Here is a 24,246-nt window from a genome sequence, read left to right on the forward strand (position 1 = left end):
GACCATGGATGCGAGCGCGCGCCTGAAGATCGGCATCTCCGCCTGCTTCATGCATGCAGACCCGAACCGCGCGCTCTTCACCGGCAAGACGCTGCAGTACGTGGAGCAGTCGATCGCCCACTGGGTGATGTCCACCGGCTCGCTCGCCGTGATGATCCCGAGCCCCACCGGCGCGACGCAGCGCGGCGACGTCACGCTGGACCACTACGCGCAGTGGCTCGACGGTCTGGTGCTGCATGGCGGCGCCGACGTTTCGCCGCTGTCGTACGGCGAGCAGCCGCTGCAGGAGAAATGGGCCGGCGACAAGATCCGCGACGAGTACGAGATCGACCTCGTCGCCGCTTTCGAGCGTGCCGGCAAGCCGGTGTTCGGCGTGTGCCGCGGGCTGCAGCTGCTCAACGTGGCCTATGGCGGCACGCTGTACCAGGACATCGCGACGCAGCTGCCCGACGCGCTCTCGCACCGCGACGCCAGCGTCTACGACCGCAACTTCCATGGCGTCGAGATCGTGGCAGGCACGCGCCTCGCGCAGCTTTATCCCGGCGCGAAACGCGTGAAGGTCAACAGCATCCACCACCAGGCGATCAAGGACCTCGCTGACGGCTTCGTCGTCGAAGCGGTGAGCCCCGACGACGGCCTGATCGAAGCCATCCGCCGCCCCGGCGCCGCCCGGCCCTACATGGCCGCGGTGCAGTGGCACCCCGAGTTCCACCAGCAAGGCAGCGACACCATCGACGACGCGGCGCTGCTGGATGATTTCCTCGCCGCCGCGCGCGGCGTGCGCAACACCTGAACCGCATGACCCAGCTTGCCATCACCAACCCCGCCACCGGCCAGAAGATCGCCGACGTGCTGGCCGACGACGCGGCCTCCGTCGCGCACAAGGCGCAGCGCGCGCGCGCCGCGCAGCCCGCGTGGGCGAAGGTGCCGCTGGCCGAGCGCAAGGCCTGCATCGCGCGCTTCCGCGAGGGCGTGGTGCGCGACCTGCCCCAGCTCGCCGAGGTGATGACGCGCGAGACGGGCAAGCCGATCACGATGTCGCGCAACGAATTGAACGGCCTGCTGCCGCGCATCGACTTCTTCCTGGGCATGGTCGACGCCGTCACGGCGCCGGAGAAGGTCTACGACGAAGGCGGCATGACCGAGCGCATCGAGCACGCGCCGCTGGGCGTGGTCGCGAACATCTCGGCGTGGAATTACCCGTGGTTCGTGGGCTGCAACGTCATCGTGCCCGCGCTGCTCACCGGCAACGCGGTGCTGTACAAGCCGTCGGAGTTCGCCACGCTCACGGGGCTGGAGATCGCGCGCCTCCTGCACGAGGCCGGCGTGCCGCAGGACGTGTTTGTGCCCGTGATCGGCGCGGGCCCGGTCGGCGCGGCGCTGCTGGAGCAGAAGCTCGACGGCCTGTTCTTCACCGGCTCCTACGCCACCGGCGCGCGCATCGCGCAGGCCGTGGGCTCGAAGTTGGTCAAGCTGCAGCTGGAACTGGGCGGCAAGGACCCGGCCTATGTCTGCGATGACGCCGACCCGAAGGCCGCCGCCGAGTCGCTGGCCGACGGCGCCATGTACAACACCGGCCAGAGCTGCTGCTCGGTCGAGCGCATCTACGTGCACGAGAAGGTGCACGACGCCTTCCTCGCGCATTTTGTCGCGGCGGTGAAGGGCTACAAGGCCGGCGACCCGATGGCCGACGACACCTACATCGGCGCCATCACGCGCGCGCCGCAATTGGACGTGCTGGACGCGCAGGTCGCCGATGCGAAGAAGAAGGGCGCGATGCTGCACGTTGGCGGCGAGCGGCTGAAAGGCCCGGGCAACTGGTTCGCGGCGACGGTGTTCTCCAACGTCGACCACACCATGGAGATCATGCGCGAGGAGAGCTTCGGCCCCGTCATCGGCATCCAGAAGGTGAAGGGCGACGATGAGGCGGTGCGCCTAATGAACGACACGCGCTACGGCCTGACGGCCGGCGTGTACACGCATGACCGCGCGCGCGCCGAGCGCATCCTGTCGCAGGTGAACGCCGGCAGCCTGTACTGGAACTGCTGCGACCGCGTCAGCCCGCGGCTGCCGTGGAGCGGCTACGGGGATTCGGGTATCGGCCTGACCCTGTCGACCTACGGCATCGAGGCCTTCACGCGGCCGCGTGCCTGGCACCTGCGCAGCGCGTAGTCAGGGCTTGCCGACGATCGCCTCGAGCAGGGTGCGCTTGGCCCGGCAGCGCTCCTCGTCCCAGCACGACTTGAACACCACTTCGTCGTGGCCGCCGCGGCGCACGACGATCTCCCACGGCCGCTGCATCAGCACGACGTGCACGTAGCTGGCGAACGACTCGGCGAAGTCGTCGCCGGGGTGGGCCGCCGCGTACAGGGTCGGGAAGTTGGTCTTCGCCAGTTGCCGGTAGGCCTCGGCCATGCGGTCGCCGGCCAGCTTCGCGCCGAAGTAGTAGGACACCTGGCGCCGCACGGTGAACGCGTCGTCGAAGTGCGAGACGTAGGCGTTCCCCTCGGTGCGCCACGACAGCCCGAAGAAGGGGTAGGCCGCATCCGGCCCGCCTTCCTTCGGCTGCACGGTCCACGGCGGGTGCACGTCGCGCCCGATCGACAGCACGTGCCCGAGCTCATGCAGCAGGATGTACTGGATCGCCTGGCGGCGGTTGTCGCGCGCGTCGTCCTCGATGCGCGCGTCGAGCTGCCAGTCGGCGTCGGGCTGGAAGGGCGTCCGCTCCTTCCACGTCACCCACTGGTTGGCGGTGAAGCGCTCCAGCACGCCGGCGTCCAGCACGACGTAGCCGGCCACCGGCTGCCCGGCCGCATCGATGATGACGTCGGTGTAGCCGGTGCCGCCCAGGTCCTCGACGAGCGCGATGCCGGCCAGCCGGTTGGCGAAGAGCAGCTGGACCTCGCGCGGTAGTTCGGCCAGCGCCGCCGTCATCTCGGCGGCGAAGACGCGCGAGGGCGCCGCCCGGCGCGGCCGGTTCGGGTAGCCGTTGGCGGCGTTGTCCCAGGCCAGGTACTCCAGCAGCGTGGGCGGCGCGGGGACGATGCGCTCGACCAGCGGCTCGGCGAGCAGCTTCTCCCAGGCCGCGAGCTTGCGCGCCGGGTGCGCGTGCAGGGCCTTGAAGAGGCACGCGGAGTCCGCCTGCGGGCAGGGCAGGGGCACGGCGTCCTGGGCCGCGGCAGCGAGCGGCCAGCAGAGCGCGAGGCAGGCGAGGCGGGCGAGGCGGGCGAGCGTCTTCATCGTGGGCTTGTAAGATAAACCGGCAGGCGAAAGGGAACAAGCAACCATGGCGCATGTCGTCGTGATGGAAGACGATGCCGGCACGCGGGTGTTGATCGCGTCGGTGCTGAAGAAGGACGGCCACCAGGTGCTGGCCGCCGAGGACGGCGTGCAGGGCCTGGCGTTGCTGCGCGCCGAGGTGCCCGACCTCGTGATCAGCGACGTGCAGATGCCGGGCCTGAACGGCTTCGACATGCTGGCCGAGATGCGGCGCGACCCGCGGCTGGCCGCGGTGCCTGTGATCCTGCTCACCTCGCTGCAGGAACGCGCCCACATGCGCATCGGCATGACCACCGGCGCCGACGACTACATCACCAAGCCCTTCCGCGCCGCCGAGCTGCGCCAGGCCGTCGATGCGCAACTGAACAAGCGCGCCGTGCAGGCGACGCTGCAGGCGATGGCGGTGGACACGGCCGTGACCATCGCGCTGGACGAACAGCGGCACGAACTGGCGAAGCTGTACGAGGAGCGCCTGGCCGCCGAGCTGAGCGAGCGCTGGCCGACGGCGGGCGCGGAAGGCGACGAGCGCATCGCCGGCGCGACCGTGCTGTTCGCCGACATCCCGAGCTACGCGCAACTGGCGGCGCAGTTGCCGGCGGCTGAACTCGCCGAGCTGGTCCGCAAGTTCTACGGCAATGCCAACGACACCGTCCACCTGTTCGGCGCGCGCATGATGTGCTTCGTCGGCGAGGGCCTGCTCGCGGTGTTCGAGCCGCAGTCGGACACGCGCACCGTCAGCCACACCTTGCGCGCGATGCGTGCCGCGCTCGGCCTGGTCGAATCGGCGCGCGGCGTGCATGCCGTGCTGCAGTCGCGGCATGGCGCGCAGGGCCTGCCGGCGTTCGAGGCGAGCGTCGCCGTGCACGCGGGCGACGTCACGATCACGCGGCTGGCGGACCCGCTGCACGGCACGCAATCGCAGCTGCTGCCGGTGGGCGATGCGGCCAGCGCGACGCTGCAGCTGCAGAAGCAGGCGCGCGCGCTGGGCTGGCACGTGGCCGCCAGCGTGGAGGCCGTGCGCGGCGTGACCGGCGCCGTGCGCACCGGCGCGCGCGCCCTCGTGCCGCTGCCGGGCCACGCCGCGCCGCTCGACGCCGTGGAGATCGTGGGCCTGGCCGCGTAGATGAAGCAAGTCTCCCTGCGCCGCCTGCTCGCGGCCAGCCTGGTGCTGCTGGCGGCCATCCCCGCGCTCGTGGTGCTCGCGCTGCTCGCGCGCGCAAGTGCGGAGGCGGTGGACGACCTCGCCGGCAAGATCCTCACGCAGGTGGCCGCCAACGTGCAGACCGGCACGCAGGCCCACGTGCAGCAGGTCCACGATGTGCTCGACGGCGTGGTGCGCGAGCGCCTGGACGGCCGCGAGCTGGAGCGCACGCGCCAGTGGCTGCGCGAGCCGGCGCGCTTCGAGGCCATGTTGTACGCGCTAACGCGCCAGTCGGCCGACGTGCCGGTGTTCCACGTGGGCAACCTGCGCGGCGAGTACTTCGGCCTGCAGGCCACGCCCGAAGGGGCGCGCGTCGCGATCCGGCCGCCCGGCGGCGCCGGCCGCGCGATCTACAAGGCCGCGGTGCCCGGCGACCGCGTGCTGGTGGAAAACGAGGCGCGCAACTTCGAACCGCGCAGCACGCCCTGGTACGCGGGCGCGGTCAGCGCCAAGGGCCGCGTGTTCACGCCGGTGCAGGTGTCCGCCGAGCGCAAGCAGCTGATGGTGAGCCTGTCGCAGCCGGTGTACGACGCCGACGGCGGCGTGGCCGGCGTGCTCGGCGCCGACCTGTACCTGCAGCACCTGGCCGACGTGCTGCGCACGCAGCGCATCAGCGCGCGCGGCGCGGCCTTCGTGGTCGACGAGAAGGGCCTGCTGGTGGCGAGCTCCGCCGGCGACACGCTGTTCACGGGCAGCGCGGGCAGCTTCCAGCGCGCCAGCCCCGCGGAGAGTTTCAACGCCGTGGTGCGCGCCAGCTTTGCCGCGCTCAAGGCCTTGCGTGCCAGCCGCGGCGAGGACACGGTGGCCACCGACACGCGCCTGCAGCGCCTGGCGCAACCCGACGGCGTCGCGCTGCTGATGGTGCAGCGGCCCTTCGGCGAGCAACTGGGCCTGCACTGGACGCTGGTGGTGGCCGCGCCCGAGACCGACTTCACCGGCGACATCGTGCGCGCGCAGCGCAACTCGGTCATCCTGATGGGCGTGCTGATCGCGCTTGCGGCGCTCATCGGCTGGTGGATCGCGCGCCGCATCGGCGGCCGGCTGCACGGCCTGACGCTGGCGGCGGAGCAGCTGGGCCGCGGCGAGGTGCCGCCGCCCGCTGCGCGCACGCGCATCGCCGAGGTGCAGCAGCTGGCGCAGGTGCTGCACGACAGCGGTCGCCAGCTGCAGGCCGACGCACGCGCGCTGCAGGAGGCCAACGAGACGCTGGAAGCGCGCGTCGAGCAGCGCACGGCGGAATTGGCGGCCTCACGCGAGGAAGCGCTGGCCGCTGCGCGCGCCAAGGCGGCGTTCCTCGCGACCATGAGCCACGAGATCCGCACGCCGCTCAACGGCGTGGTCGGCATGTCCACGCTGCTGGCCGAGACGCCGCTTGACGCCGAGCAGCGCGACTACCTGCAGACCATCCGCCTGTCCAGCGACCAGCTGCTGGCGGTGATCAACGACGTGCTCGACTTCTCCAAGATCGAGTCGGGCAAGCTGGAGCTGGAACTGGAGCCGCTGGGCGTGCGCGCCGCGGTGGAGGAAGCCTGCGACATCGCCGCGCCGCGCGCGCGCGAGAAAGGCCTGGAGCTCATCGTCGACGTGCCGGAGCACGGGCCGGGCGCGGTGCCGCAGGCGATCAGCGGCGACGTCACGCGCCTGCGCCAGGTGCTGATCAACCTGGTGAACAACGCCGTGAAGTTCACGGCCCGGGGCGAGGTCGCGGTGCACGTGCGCCAGCTGCGCACCGAAGCCGACGGCCGCTGCGTGCTGGAGTTCCGCGTCACCGACAGCGGCATCGGCATCCCGCCCGACCGAGTCGGCGCGCTGTTCGAGGCCTTCACGCAGGTCGATGCGTCGACCACGCGCAAGTACGGCGGCACGGGCCTGGGGCTGGCGATCTGCAAGCGCCTGGTGGACCTGATGGGTGGCGAGATCGGCGTGGAAAGCACGCCGGGTGCCGGTTCGACCTTCTGGTTCACGCTCACGGCGCAGCCGGCGCAGCTGCCGGCCGGCATCGACGTCGCGCAGGCCGCCGCGCTGGCCGGCCGCAATGTGCTGGTGGTGGACGACCACGCCACCAACGTGCGCATCCTCAAGCGCCAGCTGGAACTGTGGGGCCTGCAGGTGGCCACCTGCGCGGCAGGCAGTGAGGCGCTGGAGTGGGCGGCGCGCCATGCGCCGCCGCACATCGTGGTCACCGACATGCACATGCCGGAGATGGACGGCGTGACGCTGGCGCGCGCGCTGAAGCAGCGCGGCGGCTGGCGCGAAGTGCCGGTGGTGCTGCTCACCTCGGGCTTCATGCCGTCGGCGGCCGACACCGCGGACCTGTTCGCCGCGCGGCTGCTCAAGCCCGCGCGCCAGAACCAGCTGTTCGAGACGCTGGTGCGCTGCCTCGCGCCGGAGGGCGCGCGCGCGGCCGCGGGCGCCACGCGCGACGAGAAGAAGCACGCCACCATCCTCGTGGCCGACGACAACGCGGTGAACCTGAAGGTGGCCTGCGCGATGGTGGCGAAACTGGGCTACGACTGGCGCACGGCGCTGGACGGGCGCGAAGCGGTCGAGGCGGTCGAGCGCGCCGCGCAGGAAGGCCGGCGCTTCGGCGCGGTGCTGATGGACGTGAACATGCCCGAGGTCGACGGGCTCGAGGCCACGCGCCAGATCCATGCGCGCTGGGGCGACGCGTCGCCGCCCATCATCGCGCTGACCGCCGGGGCGTCGGCGGAGGACCGCGCACGCTGCGAGGCCGCCGGCATGGACGACTACCTGACCAAGCCGCTGCACGTGTCGGCGCTGGCGCAGGCGCTGGAGCGCTGGGTCGCGCAGGCACACGGGGCGCGCGAGGCGCCCGCTCCCGCCCCCGCCGCGCCCGCGGGCGGCGGCGAGGCGCCGCTGATGGACTTCAGCCGCCTGGAGGAATTCCGCGAGTTCGACGACGCAGACCTGTCGACCACCAAGGAAGTGATCGCGCTGTTCCTCGCCGACACGCCGCCGCGCCTGGCCGCGATGCAGCAGGCCATCACCGCCGCCGACGCGAACGCGCTCACCAAGGCCGCGCACGCGCTCAAGGGCGGCGCGAGCAACATCGGCGCCAAGGCCATCCAGCAGCACGCCGACGCGCTGGAAGCCGCGTCGCGCGAGGCCATGCCCGAGGACGCGCAGCGGCGCGTCGACAAGCTCGGCGAGCTGTGGGACCAGACCCGCGGCGTCCTGCAGGCCTGGAAGTAGCGCTTTCCCCCGTGGCGACGGCGCAACTGCGCCGCTCGCACGCACCAGCTCGACAGTAAAGTCGCTCCCGGGGCCCGCGCCCGCCCGGCCACGAACCGGGTGCGGCGTTCCCTGAAGTCGCAGTACCACCCCACCCGTCGCTGTCCACTTCACGAGGGAACGCCATGCGCATCCAACGCTTCCAGCCCACCGTCCTCGCCGGCCTGATCGCCGCCATCGCCTGGCCCGCCGCGCGCGCCCAGAACGCGCCGCAGGTGACGGAATTCGAGCAGGTGATCGTCACCTCGCAAAAGCGCAAGGAGAACGTGCAGCAGGTGCCGCTGTCGGTCTCCGTGATCTCGGGCGAGACGCTGCAGGAAAACCGCGTCAACGACGTCAGCGACCTGAGCCGCGCCGTGCCCAACCTGTCGTACTCCAGCCAGGCCGGCGCCGGCCTGTCGACGCTGGAGATCCGCGGCGTGAGCTCGCAGGCCGGCTCGGCGACGGTGTCGATCTACCTCGACGAGGTGTCGCTGACCACGCGCAACATCTACAGCCAGGGCGCGGCCGAACCGCGCTTCTTCGACCTCGAGCGCGTCGAGGTGCTGCGCGGCCCGCAGGGCACGCTGTACGGCGCCAGTTCGCTGGGCGGCACCATCCGCTTCGTCAGCAAACAGCCCGACCCGTCGAAGTTCACCGGCTCGGTGCTGGGCGAGCTCTCCACCACCTCGCACGGCGGCACCAACCACGTGCTGCAGGGTGTGCTGAACGTCCCGCTGGTGCAAGGCAGCACCGCGCTGCGCGTGGGCGTGCAGACCGGGCGCGACAGCGGCTGGATCGACCGCGTCGACCCGAACACGCTGGGCGTGATCGAGAAGGGCATCAACAGCACGCAGTGGGACGTGCTCAAGCTCGCGCTGCGCACCGACCTGGGCCGCGGGTGGTCGGTGACGCCGGCCCTGTTCGCGCAGCGCTACAAGAGCGCCGACATCGACGCGGCCTACCTGAACGTCGGCGCCTTCCAGCTGCCGCAGGGCTCCACCGCCGACCCGCCGGCGCTGGCGCTGTTCCAGACCAGCAAGCCGGTGCGCGAGCCCGCCACCGACAAGCTGCGCATCCCCAGCCTCACCGTCAACGGCGACGTCGGCATCGGCGACTTCACCGGCATCCTCTCGGGCTACCAGCGGCGCTTCGACCGCATCCAGGACGGCACCTCGATCAACGTGCCCTACATCGCGTCGCAGGTGGCGGACCCGGCGCTGTCCAACACGGTGTATGCGCTGCCCTCGGCGGTGCAGCTTTCGAACAAGATCGACCAGGTCTCGCTGGAGCTGCGTGTCGCGTCCAAGGACTACGACGCCAAGCGCAGCCCCTTCACGTGGATCGCCGGCGTGTACCTGGCGCAGACCAAGACGCAGGTCTTCGACAACGAGCCGATCTTCGGCATCAACGCTGCCTTCACGGCAGCGGGCCGCGACATCAACAACCCCAACGACATGGGCGGCAGCTTCCCCGGCGCGTTCACCGGCGACAGCTCCTACTACAGCGCGCGCCACTACCGCGACAAGCAAAGCTCGGTGTTCGGCGAGCTCACGTACCACGCCTCGCCCTCGCTGCGCGCCATCGCCGGCGTGCGCGTGCTGTCGGCCACGCAGCACTTCACGCGCGAGGGCGACTTCTACTACGCCGGCGGGCCGTCCACCGCCGTGATCGATTCGAGCGCGCACGCGGTGACGCCGCGCTTCGCGGTGGACTGGGACCTGTCGAAGGAAACCACGGTCTACGCCAACATCGCCAAGGGCTTCCGCCTGGGCGCGGCCAACCGCCCCATCCCCAGCCCCGACGTCAACCCGCTGGTGGGCCAGGACCTGGCGAACCTGCGCCTGCCCAACGCGATCCCCGCCGCCTTCAAGCCCGACAGCCTGTGGAGCTACGAGGTCGGCAGCAAGTCGCGCCTGTTCGACAACCGCGTCGCGCTCAACCTCGCGGCCTTCTACATCGATTGGAAGAACATCCAGCAGAACGTGGTGCTGCCGCAGTCGGGCTTCGATTTCGAGACCAACGTGGGCAAGGCCAGGAGCTACGGGATCGAGGCCGAAGGCCGCGTGCGCGCCACCGACGACCTGACGCTGAACGCATCGGCCGGCCTCACGCGCGCGACCTTCGCCGAGGACGTGGTGGCGCTGGGCGCCGACAGCAACGGCGTGCTGAACGCGCGCAAGGGTGACTGGGTGCAGGGCGTGCCGCGCTACAACGCGCGCCTGGGCTTCGAGTACCGCTTCTACCCGATGACCGACGCGCAGGCCTTCGTGCGCGCCAGCGGCCAGTGGACGGGCCCCAGCCACGGCACCTTCGTGCGCGAGCAGAAGGACCACCTGCGGCCGGCGTATTTCACCGCGGACGCGAGCGCCGGGATGTCGTGGAAGAAGTGGGAGGTGTCGCTGTTCGTCAAGAACCTCACCAACAACCACCGCATCATCCAGCAGCCCTCGATCCAGTCGGTGAACCAGGCGCTGTACCTGCGCCCGCGCACGATCGGCGTGACCGTGTCGTACGAGCGTTGAGCCGCGCCGCCGCTACTTCTTCTTGTCGGCCGGCCGGCCGTACTTCGCCGTGAAGGTGGCCGACGCGATCTTGTTCATGTTCGTCATGAAGCCCGCGACGGCGGCCGTCGCATCGGGCGGCAAGTCGAGCTTGTCGGTCTTGAGGGAGTAGACGGTGAAGACGTAGCGGTGCGGCTTGTCGCCCGGCGGCGGGCACGCGCCGCCCCACGCGGCGAAGCCGTAGTCGATGCGGTTCATCGCCGCACCCTTGGGCAGGTTGGCGCCGCCCTGCGCGCCGGCGTTGGCCGGCAGCTCGGTCACGGTGGCGGGGATGTTGTAGACGAACCAGTGCCAGAAGCCCGAGCCGGTCGGCGCATCGGGGTCGTACACCGTCACGACAAAGCTCTTGGTGTCCTTGGGCGCGCCGCTCCACTTCAGCGCCGGCGACTTGTTTTCGCCGCTGCAGCCGAACACGTTGGCCTCGAACTTCTTGTCCATCGTGGCGTTGGCCTTGACGTCGGGACTTTCGAGCTTGAAACCGGCGGCGTGGGCGCTCGCGACGGCGAAGGCCCCAAGGAACATCAGCGTGGTCCGCATGTGCATCTCCTGGTCAGCGAGCGCGCATGATGCGGCGCGCCGCAACGCCGGTCAACCGTGACTTTTCACCGCTGAGGCACTTTGCAAAGCACCTGGGGTGGCGGAGGTTGACGATTGCAACTATCAGCTGGCATGCTAACGATCCGTTTTTCAAGCAGTCCAGGACCCGAGCATGTCGTCCGCCTTCCGCCGCCCCCTCGTCGCGGCCTCCCTCGCTTCCTCCCTCGTCCTTGCCGCGGCGCTCACCGCTTGCGGCGGGGGCGGCGGCACGCCGGCGCCCACCGCCCAGCCGATGGCGGCGACCGCCGGCCCCGCGTTCGCCAAGGCGCGCAGCGCCTACTCGATCGCGAAAACCGCGAGCGGCTACACCGTGACCGACCTGGCCACGGGCCAGCAGACGGCGGCGACGGCCTCGCAGTTCCTCACGTTCTCGGACGTGACCGTGAACCTGCAGATCGCGGCGCAGGCGGCCACGTTGGCGCCCGCCGACCTGCAGCTGCTCACCGAGCTGTACGTGGCCTTCTTCAACCGCGTGCCCGAGGCCGACGGCCTGAACTTCTGGATCGAGCAGCGCAAGGCGGGGCAGACCATCAACGCGATCGCCGACGCGTTCTACGCCGCCGCCATCCAGTACAGCGACATCACGGGCTACACGCCCACGATGACCAATTCGGATTTCGTCAACATCGTCTACCGCAACGTGCTGGGCCGCGCCTCCGCCGATGCCGAAGGGCTGGCCTACTGGAGCGGCGCGCTCGCCAGCGGCAAGGAGACGCGCGGCACGCTCGTCTCGTCCATCCTGGGCTCGGCACACACCTTCAAGGGCAACGCCACCTGGGGCTGGGTGCCCGACCTGCTGGACAACAAGCTGGCCGTGGCGACATCGTTCGCGATCAGCAACGGCCTGAACTACAAGGACGCGGCCACGTCGATCACGAAGACGATGCAGATCGCCGCGGCCGTGACGCCCACGTCGACGTCGGCCGCGATGCAGCTGGTGACGGCGGTCGTCGGAACCGGCTCGGGCAGCAGTGGTTCAGCCGGCGTCGCGACATACGACGAGGCTTCGATCCCCGGCTACGACATGGCGAGCACGTCACTCACGGGCTTCGTGGCGACCAACCGCGGCCTCTACATGCAGGCGCTCGACGGCGACGCCGCCCACATCCTCAAGCTGCACGGCAACCCGATCTTCAACGACTGGACGAGCGTGCCCTTCGCGGACGGCATCTACAGCTACGCGCCGCTGAACGTCTACACCGAGGCCGACCGCCAGGTGAGCTTCTACTGGAACCGGCGCGGCGTCGAGTCACGCTGGGGCCTGTACACCGCCAACACCGGCTCGACGCCCGGCTTCGACGTCGAGGACAACATGTCGATCAGCCTCGTGGCGGCCGGCGGCACGTCCGGCGTGATCGCGCCGCGGCCGTGGGTGGTCGCCGGCTTCAACAGCGACCTGCAGTCCCTGTACCAGGACGACGGCGCCTACACGAGCGTGCGCAAGACGTCCGACTACTTCGGCACCGCCGCGGCGGGCTCGGACCAGGTCGCGAACCTGTCCAGCGCGATCCTCGTCGCCCACCCCACGGACGGCACCGTCTTCGTCGGCCTCGGCAACAAGCTGCGCGTGTTCTCGGCGAGCGGGCTGCAGTCGACCGCGACACTGCCGGGCGACAGCGCGATTTCCGACATGTTCTGGCACGACAACGTGCTGTACATCGGCTACGGCGCCAAGGTGTACAAGCGCACGGCGGCGGGCGCGGTGTCCGAGTTCGCGCAGCTCACGGGCATCGCCGCGACGCTGGCCGAGCTCTTCCCCGCCCCGGGCCGCTTCTGCCTGAACGGCGGCGACGTGATCACCGCCGACGGCATGGCCCGGCGCATCAGCGACGGCTACACGCGCAGCTGGCTGTCGTCGGGCACGCTGACGACGCAGCAGCAACAGGAGCTGGCGATCGTGCAGTCGCAGGTGGCGGGCGCGGGCGTGTGGTGCTCGCCGAACAACCTGGCCCGCGTGGTCTACACGGTGGACCTGGCCGAGGGCAAGGTGCGCATGTTCAGCGCGAAGAACTGAGTCAGCGGAAGGCGAACTGCTTCGGGTCGTAGAAGAACTGCTCCTCGCACACCTTCTCGCCGCGCCAGCGCTGGTACGCCAGCTCCTCGATGCGCGCCTTCGTGCCTTCCTTGGAGGTGAACTCGAAGATCCAGCGGATCACGACGTGGTCGCCATTGAGGAAAACGGGACGTACGCACTGAGAAGTGACCGAGGCGGTGCGCGCCAGCGCCTTCGCCTCGTGCGCCATCAGCGCCTCGCGGCCCACGCGCGGCGCCTCGAAGTTCTCGCGCATCGTCGCGTCCTCGGTGTAGAAGTCGCGGATCGCCTCGACGTGCGCGTTCGATTCGACGCGGGCGATGAAGGCTTCGAGCGTGGCGGGCGTGGGCATGTCAGCTCAGGTGGTTGCTCAGCACCTTGGCGATCTCGAACATCGTCACCTGCGCCTTGCCGAAGACGGGCTTGAGCTTCTCGTCGGCGTTGATCGAGCGCTTGTCCTTGGCGTCCTGCAGGTTGTGGGCCTTGATGTAGTCCCACAGCTTCTTGGTCGCCTCGGTGCGCGCCACCGGTTCCGGCCCGATCACGGCGGCGAGTGCGGCGCTGGGGGTGAGCCCGCCCGTCGTCTTGCGCGGGGCCTTCTTTGCCGCAGCCTTCTTCGCGGCCGGAGCCTTCTTGGCGGCGGGCGCCTTCTTCGCCGCCGGCGCCGCCTTCGCCGCGAACTTCGCGGCAGTCTTCCTCGGCGGGAACTTCGAGGTGCGCGGCTCGAACTCGAAGTTCACCTTGCCCGCCTCCTTGTCCCACGCCAGGAAAGCCTTGAACGCGCGCCGCGTGCGCATCGACACGAACTTGTCGAGCAGGCTGGTCTTGCCCGTCGTCAGCAGCTTCGTCACTTCCTCGCGCGACACCGGCTGCTGCAGGATGATCTTGCCGGTGCGGAAGTCGCAGCTGGGCGTGAGGTGCCCGGCGGTCGGCACGGAGCGTTCGCACACGTAGTTGCTGCCCCACTCGAACACGCGCGCGCCGCACTTCGGGCACGGGCCCAGCGGCTCCTGCGCGCTGAAGTCGACCACCTCGCCGGTTTCGGCCGGGTCGTCCTCCTTGCCGAAATCGAACTCCAGCTTCCAGTTCTTCTCTTCCTCGTCGAACTTCAGCGTGAGTTCGGCGGTGAAAGGCCAGCCCGCCTTGGAGCGGAAGCCTTCCAGCGGGCCGATGCGCTTGTCCTGCAGGAATTTCTCGACTTCGGCGAGCTCGAACGCGCGGCCCGCCGGGATCTTGGTGAACGAGAAACCGCAGGGCTGCGCCTTGGGCTTGCCGATGCAGGTGTAGCGGCGGTAGTTCTCCTGCACCACGCCGCCGCAATTCGGGCAAGGCGTGTGCAGCGTCGCGTAGTCGCCCGGCACGCTGTCGCGGTCGTACGTCTTGGCCTTCTCGACGATGTGCTTCGTCATCTCGGCGATCTCGCGCATGAAGGCGTCGCGCGAGAGCTTGCCGTGCTCCATCTGGGCGAGCTTGTATTCCCACTCGCCGGTCAGCTCGGGCTTGGACAGTTCCTCCACGCCCAGCCCGCGCAGCAGCGTCATCAGCTGGAAGGCCTTCGCGGTGGGGATCAGTTCGCGCCCGTCGCGGAACATGTACTTCTCGTTGATCAGGCCTTCGATGATGGCCGCGCGCGTGGCCGGCGTGCCCAGGCCCTTCTCGTGCATGGCCTCGCGCAGGTCGTCGTCCTCGATGGTCTTGCCCGCGCCTTCCATCGCGGAGAGCAGCGTCGCCTCCGAATAGCGTGCGGGCGGCCGCGTCTTCAGGCCCTTGGGCTCGATGCGCTCGGTGCGCACCATCTCGCCGGGCTTCACCGCCACCAGCATCTTGCTGTCCTCGGCCGGCGTGTCGGCGCTTTCGGCCTCCTTGCCCCAGATCGCGAGCCAGCCCGGCTTGACCAGCACGCGGCCCTCGGTGCGGAAGCTGTGGCCGACCGCCTGGGAGATGCGCGTGGTCACCAGGTACTCGGCGCTGGGGAAGAACACCGACAGGAAGCGCTTGACCACCAGGTCGTACAGGCGCTGCTCGGCGTCCGACAGGCCGTGCGGCGCTTCCAGCGTCGGGATGATGGCGAAGTGGTCCGACACCTTGGCGTTGTCGAAGATGCGCTTGTTCGGCTTGACGTAGCCGTCCTGCATTGCCTGCTTCGCAAAAGGCGCCAGGTGCTTCATGCCGCTCTTGGCCAGCATGCCCATCGTGTCCTTGACCACCGGCAGGTAGTCCTCGGGCAGGTGGCGGGAATCGGTCCGCGGGTAGGTGAGCGCCTTGTGGCGTTCGTAGAGCGACTGGGCCAGCGCCAGCGTGGTCTTGGCCGAGTAGCCGAAGCGGCCGTTGGCCTCGCGCTGCAGTGTGGTCAGGTCGAACAGGCCCGGCGAAGCCTGCGTGGTCGGCTTGGCCTCCTCGGTGACGGACGCCGACTTGCCGCGCACGGCCGCGGCGATGGCGTGCGCCTCCTTCTCGGTCCACACCCGGTCGGCTCGCATTTCCGCGTCGTCGGGGTTCTTCTTCCACTTGGGGTCGAACCACTTGGCCGTGTACTCGCCGGCCTCGGCCAGGAAGGTGGCGTGCACCTCCCAGTAGTCGCGGCTGACGAACTTGCGGATCTGCTCCTCGCGCTCGACCACCACCGCCAGCGTGGGCGTCTGCACGCGTCCCACGGTGGTCAGGAAGAAGCCGCCGTCGCGCGAATTGAAGGCCGTCATGGCCCGCGTGCCGTTGATGCCGACCAGCCAGTCGGCCTCGGAGCGCGAGCGCGCGGCGCTGGCCAAGCCCGCCATCTGCTTGTCGCTGCGCAGCGCATCGAAGCCGTCGCGGATGGCCTGCGGCGTCATGGACTGCAGCCACAGGCGCTTGACCGGCTTGCCCAGCGCCTTGCCGCCGCCGGCGTACTGCTCGATCAGGCGGAAGATGAGTTCACCCTCGCGGCCCGCGTCGCAGGCATTGATGAGCTCGGCCACGTCCTTGCGCTTGGCGAGCTTGACCACCGCGTTCAGGCGCGTCTTGGTCTTGTCCACCGGTTTCAGGTCGAAGTGCGGCGGGATCACGGGCAGGTGGGCGAAGCTCCACTTGCCGCGCTTGACGTCGTACTGCTCGGGCGCCTGGATCTCCACCAGGTGGCCGACGGCACTCGTGACGATGTACTTCTCGTTCTCGAAATACTCGTCGTGCTTGTCGAATTTGCCGGCCACCGGCGTGAGCGCCCGGACCAGGTCGTTCGCGACGGAAGGCTTCTCGGCAATGATCAGTGTCTTTTGGCTCATACAATGCGGTTCTCTCTCACGCGCGCGTACGCGCACACACGCGCACGCGCGCACGTGCAATTCCAAATTAACAGGTTTTTGCGAAATGGCAGAAAAGCAGGTCGACCGCGAGGCTGAGGTAGCGGGTTCCGCCACCGGGGCGAAGAAGAAAAGCAAGGCGGCCTCGGGGCGCCGCATCCAGGTGCGCCGCTCGGGCGTCCACGGCAAGGGCGTCTTCGCCCTGCAGGACATCGCCGAGGGCGAGACCCTCATCGAGTACGTGGGCGAGATCATCACGTGGAAGCAGGCCGACAAGCGCGCGCCCAGCGATCCCAACGACGAGAACCACACGTTCTTCTTCTCCATCGACGACGGCAAGCGGGTGATCGACGCCAACGTGGGCGGCAACGCCGCGCGCTGGATCAATCACTCGTGCGACCCCAATTGCGAGTCGGACGAGGACGACGAGACGCACCGCGTCTTCATCAAGGCCCTGCGCAACATCAAGGCCGGCGAGGAGCTCAACTACGACTACGGCCTGGTGATCGACGAGCCGTACACGAAGAAGCTGAAGGCGCAGTACCTGTGCCTGTGCGGGGCGAAGAACTGCCGCGGCACGATGCTGGCGCCCAAGCGCGGCAGCCGCAAGTGATCCGTGCCGGTGAAGCGATCCGGGACGGCGTCTCGCCGCTGGTTCCCGGCTTCACCGTCGAAGTCCTCCCCGAGGTCGACTCCACCAACACCGAGCTGATGCGGCGCGCCCGCGCGGGGCGCACCGAGCCCGTGCTGCTGGTCGCCGAACACCAGACGGCCGGCCGCGGCCGCCTCGGGCGCAACTGGGCCAGCGCGCCGGGCGACTCGCTCACCTTCTCGCTGGGCCTGATGCTGGCGCCCGCCGCCTGGTCGGGGCTTTCGCTGGCCGTGGGCGTGGCGCTGGCCGAGACGCTGCACCCGCGCGTGCGCATCAAGTGGCCCAACGACCTGTGGCTGGACGACCGCAAGCTCGCCGGCATCCTGATCGAGACCGCCAGTTCCACCGCCGATGCGAACGGCCCGCGCTACGCCGTCATCGGGGTGGGCATCAACGTCGCCCGGCCGCCCGCAGACGGCCTCGCGACGCCGCCGGCGGGCCTGGACGAAGTCATGCCCCAGGCCCGCGCCCGCGACGTCCTGGTGCGCCTCGCGCGCCCGCTGGTCGAGGCCGTGAAGGCCTTCGAGACCTTCGGCTTCGCGCCCTTCCAGGCGCGCTTCGAGGCGCGCGACGCGCTGCGCGACCGCGCCGTGGCCCTGTCCGACGGCACGGCGGGCACGGCGCACGGCACCACCGAGGCCGGCGGCCTGCTGGTGCATACTGCGGCCGGCATGGTGGCGGTGACCAGCGCGGAAGTGAGCGTGCGGCCCGCGAGAGGGGAATGATGCTGCGCCTGCTGGTCCTGCTGCTCGTGCTCGCGAACGCGGCGTACTACGCGTGGTCGCGCCAGCTGCTGGCGCCCGTGGGCCTGGCGCCCACGCAGCAGGCCGAGCCGCAGCGCGTGGGGCAGCAGGTCAAGCCCGAAGCCGTGCGCCTGCTGCCCGGCGACGAAGCCCGGCGCATCGAGATCGCCGCCGCGCCGCGGCCCACCGAATGCGTGCAGGCGGGCCTGTTCACCGACCCGGAAGCCGATTCGCTGAAGTCCGCGCTGGAGGGCTGGCCGCCTGGCAGCTGGTCGCTCGAGGCGGCCACCGAGCCCGCGCGCTGGATCGTCTACATGGGCAAGTACCCCGACGCCGGCTCGCTGGAGAAGAAGAAGGCCGAGCTGCGCGGCCTGAACGTGTCCTTCGAGCCGCTCGCCAACCCCTCGATGGAGCCCGGCATCTCGCTGGGCGGCTACCCGACCGAAGCGGCCGCCAAGCAGCAGATGGAGGCGCTTGCGCAGAAAGGCGTGCGCACGGCCAAGGTGGTGCAGGAAAGGGCCGAGGCGCGCGGCCAGTCGCTGAAGTTCCCGGCCATCGACGACACGCTGCGGCCGAAGCTCGACGACCTCAAGACCGCCCTGAACGGCAAGCCGCTGAAGGCCTGCCGCTGACCTTTCCTTCCGGAGTTTCGCCATGACGATGAAGCTGTATTTCGGCCCCGGCGCCTGTTCCTTCGTGCCGCACACGCTGCTGGAGACCAGCGGCGCGGCGTACGAGCCCGTGTTGGTGAAGCTGCACAAGCAGGAGAACCTGGGCGAGGCGTTTCGCGCCCTCAACCCGCGCGGCCAGGTGCCGGTGGTGGTGGACGACGGCCAGGCGATCACGCAGATCCTGGCCATCGTCGATTACCTCGACGCGAAGTTCCCGCAGTGCAACTTCCTGCCGCGCGAGCCGCGCGAGCGCGCGCGCGTGATGGAAACGCTGGCGTGGATGAACAACACGGCCCATCCGACGTTCACGCACGTCTTCATGCCCTACAAGTTCGTCGAGGGCGACGGCGAGCAGGCCGCGGTGAAGGCGCACAACGCCAAGCTGTTCCGCGGCATGCTGGGCGAGATCGAGGCCATGGCGCAGAAGATGCAGGCCGAAGGGCGCCCGTTCCTCTTCGGGGAACACTTCGGCCCTGTCGATGCCTACGCGCTCACCTTGATGCGCTGGGGCGGCTTCGCCGGCATCGACCCGCAAACCTTCCCGGCGCTGTGGGCGCACGTGCAGAAGGTCGCGGAATTGCCGGCGGTCAAGCGCGCGATGGAGCGCGAGCGCCTGCAGCTGAACGTCTACAAGGCGGCCTGAGCCAGCCTGGCGACGGCGGGGCGCGGCTCGCCGAAGACGAAGCGCACCGTCATGCGCGTGCCCGGCGGCTGCTGCCCGGGGCGCGCATCCTCGATCGTGACCTCGGCGTTGTGCTGGCGCGCGATCTCGCGCACGATCGGCAGGCCCAGCCCCGAGCCGTCGACGTTGGTGCCCAGCGCGCGGTAGAACGGCTGGAACACCAGTTCGCGTTCGGCCTCCGGGATGCCGGGGCCCGAGTCTTCCACCTGCACCACCAGCGCATGCCCGAAGGGGTCGGGCAGGACGCGCGCCGTGATGACGCCGGGGTTGTCGGCGCTGGACGGCGTGTAGTTGATGGCGTTGTCCAGCAGGTTGCGCACCAGCTCCTTGAGCAGCGTGGGGTTGCCTTCGAGCTGGACGCCGTCCTCGCCGGGCTGCGGGCCGTCGTAGCCCAGGTCGATGCGGCGGTCCATGGTGCGCGGCACCGAGTCCTGCACCGCGTCCATCACGATGCGCGCGAGGTCGCAGGGCTGCAGCGCCACCGCCTGCCCGCCGCCTTCGGCGCGCGCCAGCGCCAGCAGCTGGTTCACCGTGTGCGTCGCGCGGATGCTGGAGCGGCCGATCTGCTTGAGCGACTGCTTCAGCTCGTCCTCGTTGAAGGCCTCGCGCTGCGCGAGGTCGGCCTGCATGCGCAGGCCCGCGAGCGGCGTCTTGAGCTGGTGCGCCGCATCGGCGAGGAAGCGCTTCTGCGTGGCGATCGAATCCTTCAGGCGCTCGAGCAGGTCGTTCACCGACTGCACCAGCGGCGCGACCTCCAGCGGCACGGCCTTGTCGTCCAGCGGCGAGAGGTCGTCGGGCCGGCGCGCGCGGATGCGCTCCTCCAGCTTGGACAGCGGCTCGATGCCGCGCACCAGCGCCAGCCACACCAGCAGCACCGCGAGCGGCAGGATGACGAACTGGGGCAGCATGACGCCCTTGATGATCTCGGTGGCCAGCACCGAGCGCTTCTCGCGCGTCTCGGCCACTTGGATCAGGCAGGGCACGCCGCCCGGCACGTCGAGGCGCACCCAGGTGTAGGCCACCCGCACGTCCAGGCCGCGCATCTCGTCGTTGCGCAGGCGCACGTCGCCCACCGCGGGCGCCTCGTCCTCGGGCGGGTGCGGGAAGTCGCGCTCGCCCGACAGGAACTCGCTGTGCGGGCCCAGCACCTGGTAGTAGACGTGGTCGGAGTCGTCGGCGCGCAGCAGCTCGCGCGCGGGCTGCGGCAGGTTGAACACCACGCGCTGGTTCTGCACGGTGACCAGCTGCGCCAGCGCCTGCACGTTGTATTCCAGCGCGCGGTCGAAAGGCTTGCCGGCGATGCTCTGCGCCACCAGCCACGTGAGCGCCAGGCTCACCGGCCACAGCAGCAGCAGCGGCGTGAGCATCCAGTCGAGGATCTCACCGAAGAGCGACCGTTGCTCGCGCTGGAACAGCTTCATCGCGCGGCCCGGGCTGGCATCAGCCCGGGATCTTCTCCAGGCAGTAGCCCAGCCCGCGCACGGTGGCGATGCGGATCGGCCCCTTCTCGATCTTCTTGCGCAGGCGGTGGATGTAGACCTCGATGGCGTTGTTGCTCACCTCTTCACCCCATTCGCACAAGCGCTCGACCAATTGGTCCTTCGACACAAGGCGGCCCGCGCGCTGCAACAGCACCTCGAGCAGGCCCAGCTCGCGCGCCGAGAGTTCGATCATCTTGCCGTCGATGGTGGCCACGCGGCCGGCCTGGTCGTACACCAGCGGGCCGTGCTTGATGGTGCTGCTGGTGCCGCCCATGCCGCGGCGCGTGAGCGCGCGCACGCGCGCCTCCAGCTCCTGCAGCGAAAAGGGCTTGGCCATGTAGTCGTCGGCGCCGTAGTCCAGGCCCTTGACGCGTTCCTCGACGCCATCGGCGGCGGTGAGGATCAGCACCGGCATCGTCGAGCCGCGCCCGCGCAGCTTCTTGAGCACGTCCAGGCCGTGCATCTTGGGCAGGCCCAGGTCCAGGATCAGCAGGTCGAACTCGTTGTTCGCCATCAGCGCCGCATCGGCCTCGCTGCCGCTCGCGACGTGGTCCACGGCGGCCCCCGATGCGCGCAACGACCTGAGCAGGCCGTCGGCGAGCACCTGGTCGTCTTCCGCAATCAGGATGCGCATCGCTTGTCTCCTTGTAGTGATTTCATTGTAGGCATGCGGGGGCGAAGCGCAGCATCGGTGTTGCGGGAAAACCCCCGCGCGGCCCGGCGCCCCAGGTCCCATATTGGCGGGGGGAGGCCGATTGGGGGACCGCGATGAAACGACGCCTGGCCACTGCCTGCCTCGCGCTCGGCCCATGGCTGGGTGCGCCGCACGTGCGCGCGCAAACGCCGGTGGAGGTGTTCACCTACCCGCGCTCGGAGTCGCCGTCCGATTCCCAGTACGTCTACGACTACGAGCTGCTGCGCCTGGCGCTGGAAGCCACGGTGCCCACGCACGGCCCCTTCGAGCTGCGCGCCTCCGCGCAGGCGATGAACCAGGCGAAGGCGGGCGAGGAAATCCTGGCGGGGACGCGCAGCGTGAACGTCTTCGCGCGTTCCACCTCCGCCGAGATCGAAATGCGCTTCCTCCCGGTGCGCATCCCCATCGACAAGGGGCTCATCAGCTGGCGCGTGTTCCTCGTGCGCGCGGACATGGAGGCGAAGTTCGCGGAGGTCGAGTCGCTCGACCAGCTGCGCGCCTACAGCGTGGGCTCGTTCACCACCTGGGCCGACACCTCGATCCTGCGCGCCGCCGGCTTCAAGGTGGTGACGGGCGACAGCTACGAGGGCCTGTTCCGCATGCTGGTCGACCGCAAGTTCGACTTCTTCTCGCGCAGCGCCGACGAGGCGTACCGCGAATGGGACGAGCGCCGCGCGCGCCTGCCCGAGATGCGCGTCGAGCAGAAGCTGCTCCTGCACTTCCCGACCACGCGCTACTTCTTCGTGCGCCGCGCCGACGAGGGCCAGCGGCTCGCCGAGCGCATCGAGGCGGGGCTGGAAACGCTGATCCGCACCGCGAGCTTCGACAACTACTTCCTGCGCTACAAGGCCGTGCTGATCAACCGCGCGCACCTGAAGACGCGGCGGCCCTTCTACATCGACAACCCCTTCGCGTCGCGCGAGACGCGCGCGCTCGTCAAGTCGCGACCCGAGCTCTGGTTCGACGTGGCGAAGGCCCGCTAGCGCCCCACTCGCCGGCGTAGGCCTCCAGGCCGATGGCCACCACGGTGGCGACCTCGTCGCCCACTTCGGCGCGGAACTCGGCTTCCGCCTGCGCCACCGCGTCCTGGAAGGCCTTGAGCCACGCCAGTCCCGTAGGCGTGAAGCGCACGATGCGGCCGCGCGCGTCCTTCGGGTCGGGCTCGCGCCTCACCAGGCCCCAGGCCTCGCACTGGTCGACGAGGTCGCCCATGGCCTGCTTGGTCATGCCGGCGCTGAGCGCGAGGTCCGTCAGGCGCGAGCCCTCGAGCGCCACGTGGCGCGTGATGTGCACGTGCGCGGCGCTGACCTGCGCGCGCGCCGCCAGGTTGGACAGCGCCAGCGGCACCTCGACGTCGCGCGCCATGAGTTGCAGCACGCGCTCGTCGAAGCGGCGCGCCGCATGCCCGAGCAGCCGCCCCAAGTGCGTGAGGCGCCAGCTGTCGTCCGTTGCCATGCCGAAATGGTAAGGCAAACTGACAAAAAACCCTGTTTACCGATTCACACCCGGGCCGTTAAAGTGCTGGTCAGGCATCCAGCCTGTCGATAAACCCAAACCCAACCACCCGGAGGAAACGACATGGACGCACAAGTCAAAGGCACCCGCATCGCGGCGGCGGACACCGAGAAGCAGAAGGCCCTGCAGGCCGCGCTGGCGCAGATCGACAAGCAGTTCGGCAAGGGCACGATCATGCGGCTGGGCGAGGGCGAGAAGCTCGAGGACATCCAGGTTGTCTCCACCGGCTCGCTCGGCCTGGACATCGCCCTTGGCGTCGGCGGCCTGCCGCGCGGCCGCGTCGTCGAGATCTACGGCCCGGAATCGTCGGGCAAGACCACGCTCACGCTGCAGGTCATCGCCGAGATGCAGCGCACCGGCGGCCAGTGCGCCTTCATCGACGCCGAGCACGCGCTGGACGTGCAGTACGCCCAGAAGCTGGGCGTGAACCTGTCCGACCTGCTGATCTCGCAGCCCGACACCGGCGAGCAGGCGCTGGAGATCTGCGACAGCCTCGTGCGCTCCGGCGCCGTGGACCTGATCGTGATCGACTCGGTCGCCGCGCTCGTGCCCAAGGCCGAAATCGAGGGCGAGATGGGCGATTCGCTGCCCGGCCTGCAGGCGCGCCTGATGTCGCAGGCGCTGCGCAAGCTCACCGCCACGATCAAGAAGACCAACTGCATGGTCATCTTCATCAACCAGATCCGCATGAAGATCGGCGTGATGTTCGGCAGCCCCGAGACCACCACCGGCGGCAACGCGCTGAAGTTCTACGCCTCGGTGCGCCTGGACATCCGCCGCACCGGCACCATCAAGAAGGGCGAGGAGTCCATCGGCAACGAGACCAAGGTGAAGGTGGTGAAGAACAAGGTGGCGCCGCCCTTCAAGACGGCCGAGTTCGACATCCTCTTCGGCGAAGGCATCTCGCGCGAAGGCGAGATCGTCGACATGGGCGTGAACGCCCGCATCATCGAGAAATCCGGCGCCTGGTACGCCTACAACGGCGAGAAGATCGGCCAGGGCCGCGACAACGCGCGCGAGTTCCTGCGCGAGAACGCCGACCTGGCGCGCGAGATCGAGAACAAGATCCGCACCGAGCTGAGCATCGCGCTGCTGCCCGAAGGCGTCGGCGGCGGCGAGGAAGCCGACGAGGAGTGATCGCGCGGGCGAAGCCGCAGCTGTCCCTGAAGGGGCGCGCGCTGCGCTACCTCTCGCAGCGCGAGCATTCGCGCGCCGAACTGGAACGCAAGCTCGCGAAGCACGCCGAGCAGCCCGAAGAGGTGGCGCGCGTGCTCGACGAGCTGCAGGCGCGCGGCTTCATCGACCACCAGCGCGTCGCCGACTCGGTCGTGCACCGCAAGGCCGGCAAGCTCGGCGCGCTGCGACTGAAGCAGGAGCTCCAGTCGCTCGGGATCGAACCGGCGCTGGTGGCGGCGGCCCTGGCGACCGTCAAGGCGACCGAATGGGAGCGTGCCCGCGACGTCTGGCGGCGCAGGTTCGATGAGCCCGCGAAAGATGCGGGCGACCGGGCCCGGCAAGCGCGGTTCCTCCTCGCGCGCGGTTTCCCCGGGGACATCGTGAGCAAGGTCGTCAGCGGAGGCGGCGAGGACCTGTAGACTCGCCGGCATGCCTGGCTGGTTCGACGTGTGA

Annotated in this window: 20 protein-coding genes; 13 read left to right on the top strand and 7 right to left on the bottom strand. The window is 69.7% G+C overall.

Annotated elements, in window-relative coordinates:
* Window positions 1-4 precede the first annotated feature (4 nt).
* Together WG903_RS04175 and WG903_RS04180 are read left to right on the top strand one after the other, a co-directional pair.
* Complete coding sequence (locus tag WG903_RS04175) at window positions 5-793, top strand: gamma-glutamyl-gamma-aminobutyrate hydrolase family protein (RefSeq protein ID WP_340072964.1); 789 nt, start codon at window positions 5-7, stop codon at window positions 791-793.
* Between the two features lie 5 nt (window positions 794-798).
* Entirely contained in the window at window positions 799-2,172 is a 1,374-nt protein-coding gene (locus tag WG903_RS04180; RefSeq protein ID WP_340072965.1) for an aldehyde dehydrogenase family protein, read from the top strand.
* On the opposite strand, the gene WG903_RS04185 is transcribed toward WG903_RS04180, so the two are convergent.
* Entirely contained in the window at window positions 2,173-3,240 is a 1,068-nt protein-coding gene (locus tag WG903_RS04185) for a hypothetical protein (RefSeq protein ID WP_340072966.1), read from the bottom strand. It abuts the gene before it with no gap.
* 46 nt (window positions 3,241-3,286) lie between these two features.
* Between WG903_RS04185 and WG903_RS04190 the strand changes: the two genes are divergently transcribed.
* The 3 genes from WG903_RS04190 (at window position 3,287) to WG903_RS04200 (ending at window position 10,236) form a co-directional block, all read left to right on the top strand.
* On the top strand, window positions 3,287-4,402 hold the full coding sequence (locus WG903_RS04190; RefSeq protein ID WP_340072967.1) for a response regulator: 1,116 nt from the start codon (window positions 3,287-3,289) through the stop codon (window positions 4,400-4,402).
* Window positions 4,403-7,693 carry a response regulator gene (locus WG903_RS04195; protein ID WP_340072968.1) on the top strand — a complete coding sequence of 1,097 codons (3,291 nt, stop codon included), beginning with the start codon at window positions 4,403-4,405 and terminating at the stop codon, window positions 7,691-7,693.
* A gap of 164 nt (window positions 7,694-7,857) precedes the next feature.
* Window positions 7,858-10,236 carry a TonB-dependent receptor gene (locus tag WG903_RS04200; protein ID WP_340072969.1) on the top strand — a complete coding sequence of 793 codons (2,379 nt, stop codon included), beginning with the start codon at window positions 7,858-7,860 and terminating at the stop codon, window positions 10,234-10,236.
* A gap of 12 nt (window positions 10,237-10,248) precedes the next feature.
* Here the strand turns inward: WG903_RS04200 and WG903_RS04205 are convergent, their stop codons facing one another.
* Entirely contained in the window at window positions 10,249-10,812 is a 564-nt protein-coding gene (locus WG903_RS04205) for a YbhB/YbcL family Raf kinase inhibitor-like protein (RefSeq protein WP_340072970.1), read from the bottom strand.
* A 172-nt stretch (window positions 10,813-10,984) separates the two neighbouring features.
* Between WG903_RS04205 and WG903_RS04210 the strand changes: the two genes are divergently transcribed.
* Complete coding sequence (locus tag WG903_RS04210; RefSeq protein WP_340072971.1) at window positions 10,985-12,886, top strand: DUF4214 domain-containing protein; 1,902 nt, start codon at window positions 10,985-10,987, stop codon at window positions 12,884-12,886.
* 1 nt (window position 12,887) lies between these two features.
* Here WG903_RS04210 and WG903_RS04215 read toward each other — a convergent pair whose 3' ends face one another.
* Window positions 12,888-13,256, bottom strand: a complete 369-nt coding sequence (locus WG903_RS04215; RefSeq protein ID WP_340072972.1) for a nuclear transport factor 2 family protein — start codon at window positions 13,254-13,256, stop codon at window positions 12,888-12,890.
* Between the two features lies 1 nt (window position 13,257).
* Window positions 13,258-16,161, bottom strand: coding sequence for a DNA topoisomerase III (locus WG903_RS04220; RefSeq protein WP_340072973.1), 2,904 nt, complete (start codon window positions 16,159-16,161; stop codon window positions 13,258-13,260).
* Between the two features lie 85 nt (window positions 16,162-16,246).
* Here WG903_RS04220 and WG903_RS04225 point away from each other — a divergent pair, with 85 nt between their 5' ends.
* Genes WG903_RS04225 through WG903_RS04240 form a run of 4 tightly spaced genes read left to right on the top strand, consistent with a single transcriptional unit; the run spans window position 16,247 to window position 18,888 of the window.
* The gene (locus tag WG903_RS04225; protein ID WP_340072974.1) at window positions 16,247-16,792 is read left to right on the top strand and encodes an SET domain-containing protein; all 546 of its coding nucleotides are present in this window, start codon (window positions 16,247-16,249) and stop codon (window positions 16,790-16,792) included.
* Complete coding sequence (locus WG903_RS04230) at window positions 16,789-17,556, top strand: biotin--[acetyl-CoA-carboxylase] ligase (protein ID WP_340072975.1); 768 nt, start codon at window positions 16,789-16,791, stop codon at window positions 17,554-17,556. Before WG903_RS04225 ends, WG903_RS04230 begins: the two co-directional genes overlap by 4 nt.
* Entirely contained in the window at window positions 17,553-18,206 is a 654-nt protein-coding gene (locus tag WG903_RS04235; RefSeq protein WP_340072976.1) for an SPOR domain-containing protein, read from the top strand. Before WG903_RS04230 ends, WG903_RS04235 begins: the two co-directional genes overlap by 4 nt.
* 22 nt (window positions 18,207-18,228) lie before the next feature.
* Entirely contained in the window at window positions 18,229-18,888 is a 660-nt protein-coding gene (locus WG903_RS04240) for a glutathione S-transferase family protein (protein ID WP_340072977.1), read from the top strand.
* On the opposite strand, the gene WG903_RS04245 is transcribed toward WG903_RS04240, so the two are convergent.
* Together WG903_RS04245 and WG903_RS04250 are read right to left on the bottom strand one after the other, a co-directional pair.
* Window positions 18,873-20,348: a sensor histidine kinase gene (locus WG903_RS04245; RefSeq protein ID WP_340072978.1), complete on the bottom strand. Its 1,476-nt coding sequence runs from the start codon at window positions 20,346-20,348 to the stop codon at window positions 18,873-18,875. The genes WG903_RS04240 and WG903_RS04245 overlap by 16 nt on opposite strands.
* Window positions 20,349-20,367: 19 nt before the next feature.
* The gene (locus WG903_RS04250; RefSeq protein WP_340072979.1) at window positions 20,368-21,042 is read right to left on the bottom strand and encodes a response regulator transcription factor; all 675 of its coding nucleotides are present in this window, start codon (window positions 21,040-21,042) and stop codon (window positions 20,368-20,370) included.
* Window positions 21,043-21,176: 134 nt separating this feature from the next.
* Between WG903_RS04250 and WG903_RS04255 the strand changes: the two genes are divergently transcribed.
* The gene (locus WG903_RS04255; RefSeq protein WP_340072980.1) at window positions 21,177-22,085 is read left to right on the top strand and encodes a hypothetical protein; all 909 of its coding nucleotides are present in this window, start codon (window positions 21,177-21,179) and stop codon (window positions 22,083-22,085) included.
* Here the strand turns inward: WG903_RS04255 and WG903_RS04260 are convergent.
* Window positions 22,039-22,557, bottom strand: coding sequence for a MarR family winged helix-turn-helix transcriptional regulator (locus WG903_RS04260; RefSeq protein ID WP_340072981.1), 519 nt, complete (start codon window positions 22,555-22,557; stop codon window positions 22,039-22,041). The two genes, WG903_RS04255 and WG903_RS04260, sit on opposite strands and share 47 nt — an antisense overlap.
* 123 nt (window positions 22,558-22,680) lie before the next feature.
* Here WG903_RS04260 and recA point away from each other — a divergent pair, with 123 nt between their 5' ends.
* Window positions 22,681-23,754: a recombinase RecA gene (gene recA, locus WG903_RS04265; protein WP_340072982.1), complete on the top strand. Its 1,074-nt coding sequence runs from the start codon at window positions 22,681-22,683 to the stop codon at window positions 23,752-23,754.
* The gene (gene recX, locus WG903_RS04270) at window positions 23,751-24,212 is read left to right on the top strand and encodes a recombination regulator RecX (protein WP_445263577.1); all 462 of its coding nucleotides are present in this window, start codon (window positions 23,751-23,753) and stop codon (window positions 24,210-24,212) included. The genes recA and recX overlap by 4 nt, the downstream gene beginning before the upstream one ends.
* Window positions 24,213-24,246 lie beyond the last annotated feature (34 nt).

Origin of the sequence: Ramlibacter sp. PS4R-6, assembly GCF_037572775.1 — a bacterium.
Taxonomy (GTDB): Bacteria; Pseudomonadota; Gammaproteobacteria; order Burkholderiales; family Burkholderiaceae_C; genus Ramlibacter.

Coding starts and splice junctions, on each gene's coding strand:
- WG903_RS04210 (WP_340072971.1), top strand. CDS start 10,985: ATGTCGTCCGCCTTCCGCCGCCCCCTCGTCGCGGCCTCCCTCGCTTCC.
- WG903_RS04260 (WP_340072981.1), bottom strand. CDS start 22,557: ATGGCAACGGACGACAGCTGGCGCCTCACGCACTTGGGGCGGCTGCTC.
- WG903_RS04180 (WP_340072965.1), top strand. CDS start 799: ATGACCCAGCTTGCCATCACCAACCCCGCCACCGGCCAGAAGATCGCC.
- recA (WP_340072982.1), top strand. CDS start 22,681: ATGGACGCACAAGTCAAAGGCACCCGCATCGCGGCGGCGGACACCGAG.
- WG903_RS04255 (WP_340072980.1), top strand. CDS start 21,177: ATGAAACGACGCCTGGCCACTGCCTGCCTCGCGCTCGGCCCATGGCTG.
- WG903_RS04185 (WP_340072966.1), bottom strand. CDS start 3,240: ATGAAGACGCTCGCCCGCCTCGCCCGCCTCGCCTGCCTCGCGCTCTGC.
- WG903_RS04225 (WP_340072974.1), top strand. CDS start 16,247: ATGGCAGAAAAGCAGGTCGACCGCGAGGCTGAGGTAGCGGGTTCCGCC.
- WG903_RS04220 (WP_340072973.1), bottom strand. CDS start 16,161: ATGAGCCAAAAGACACTGATCATTGCCGAGAAGCCTTCCGTCGCGAAC.
- WG903_RS04250 (WP_340072979.1), bottom strand. CDS start 21,042: ATGCGCATCCTGATTGCGGAAGACGACCAGGTGCTCGCCGACGGCCTG.
- WG903_RS04200 (WP_340072969.1), top strand. CDS start 7,858: ATGCGCATCCAACGCTTCCAGCCCACCGTCCTCGCCGGCCTGATCGCC.
- WG903_RS04205 (WP_340072970.1), bottom strand. CDS start 10,812: ATGCGGACCACGCTGATGTTCCTTGGGGCCTTCGCCGTCGCGAGCGCC.
- WG903_RS04240 (WP_340072977.1), top strand. CDS start 18,229: ATGACGATGAAGCTGTATTTCGGCCCCGGCGCCTGTTCCTTCGTGCCG.
- WG903_RS04195 (WP_340072968.1), top strand. CDS start 4,403: ATGAAGCAAGTCTCCCTGCGCCGCCTGCTCGCGGCCAGCCTGGTGCTG.
- WG903_RS04190 (WP_340072967.1), top strand. CDS start 3,287: ATGGCGCATGTCGTCGTGATGGAAGACGATGCCGGCACGCGGGTGTTG.
- WG903_RS04245 (WP_340072978.1), bottom strand. CDS start 20,348: ATGAAGCTGTTCCAGCGCGAGCAACGGTCGCTCTTCGGTGAGATCCTC.
- WG903_RS04235 (WP_340072976.1), top strand. CDS start 17,553: ATGATGCTGCGCCTGCTGGTCCTGCTGCTCGTGCTCGCGAACGCGGCG.
- WG903_RS04215 (WP_340072972.1), bottom strand. CDS start 13,256: ATGCCCACGCCCGCCACGCTCGAAGCCTTCATCGCCCGCGTCGAATCG.
- WG903_RS04175 (WP_340072964.1), top strand. CDS start 5: ATGGATGCGAGCGCGCGCCTGAAGATCGGCATCTCCGCCTGCTTCATG.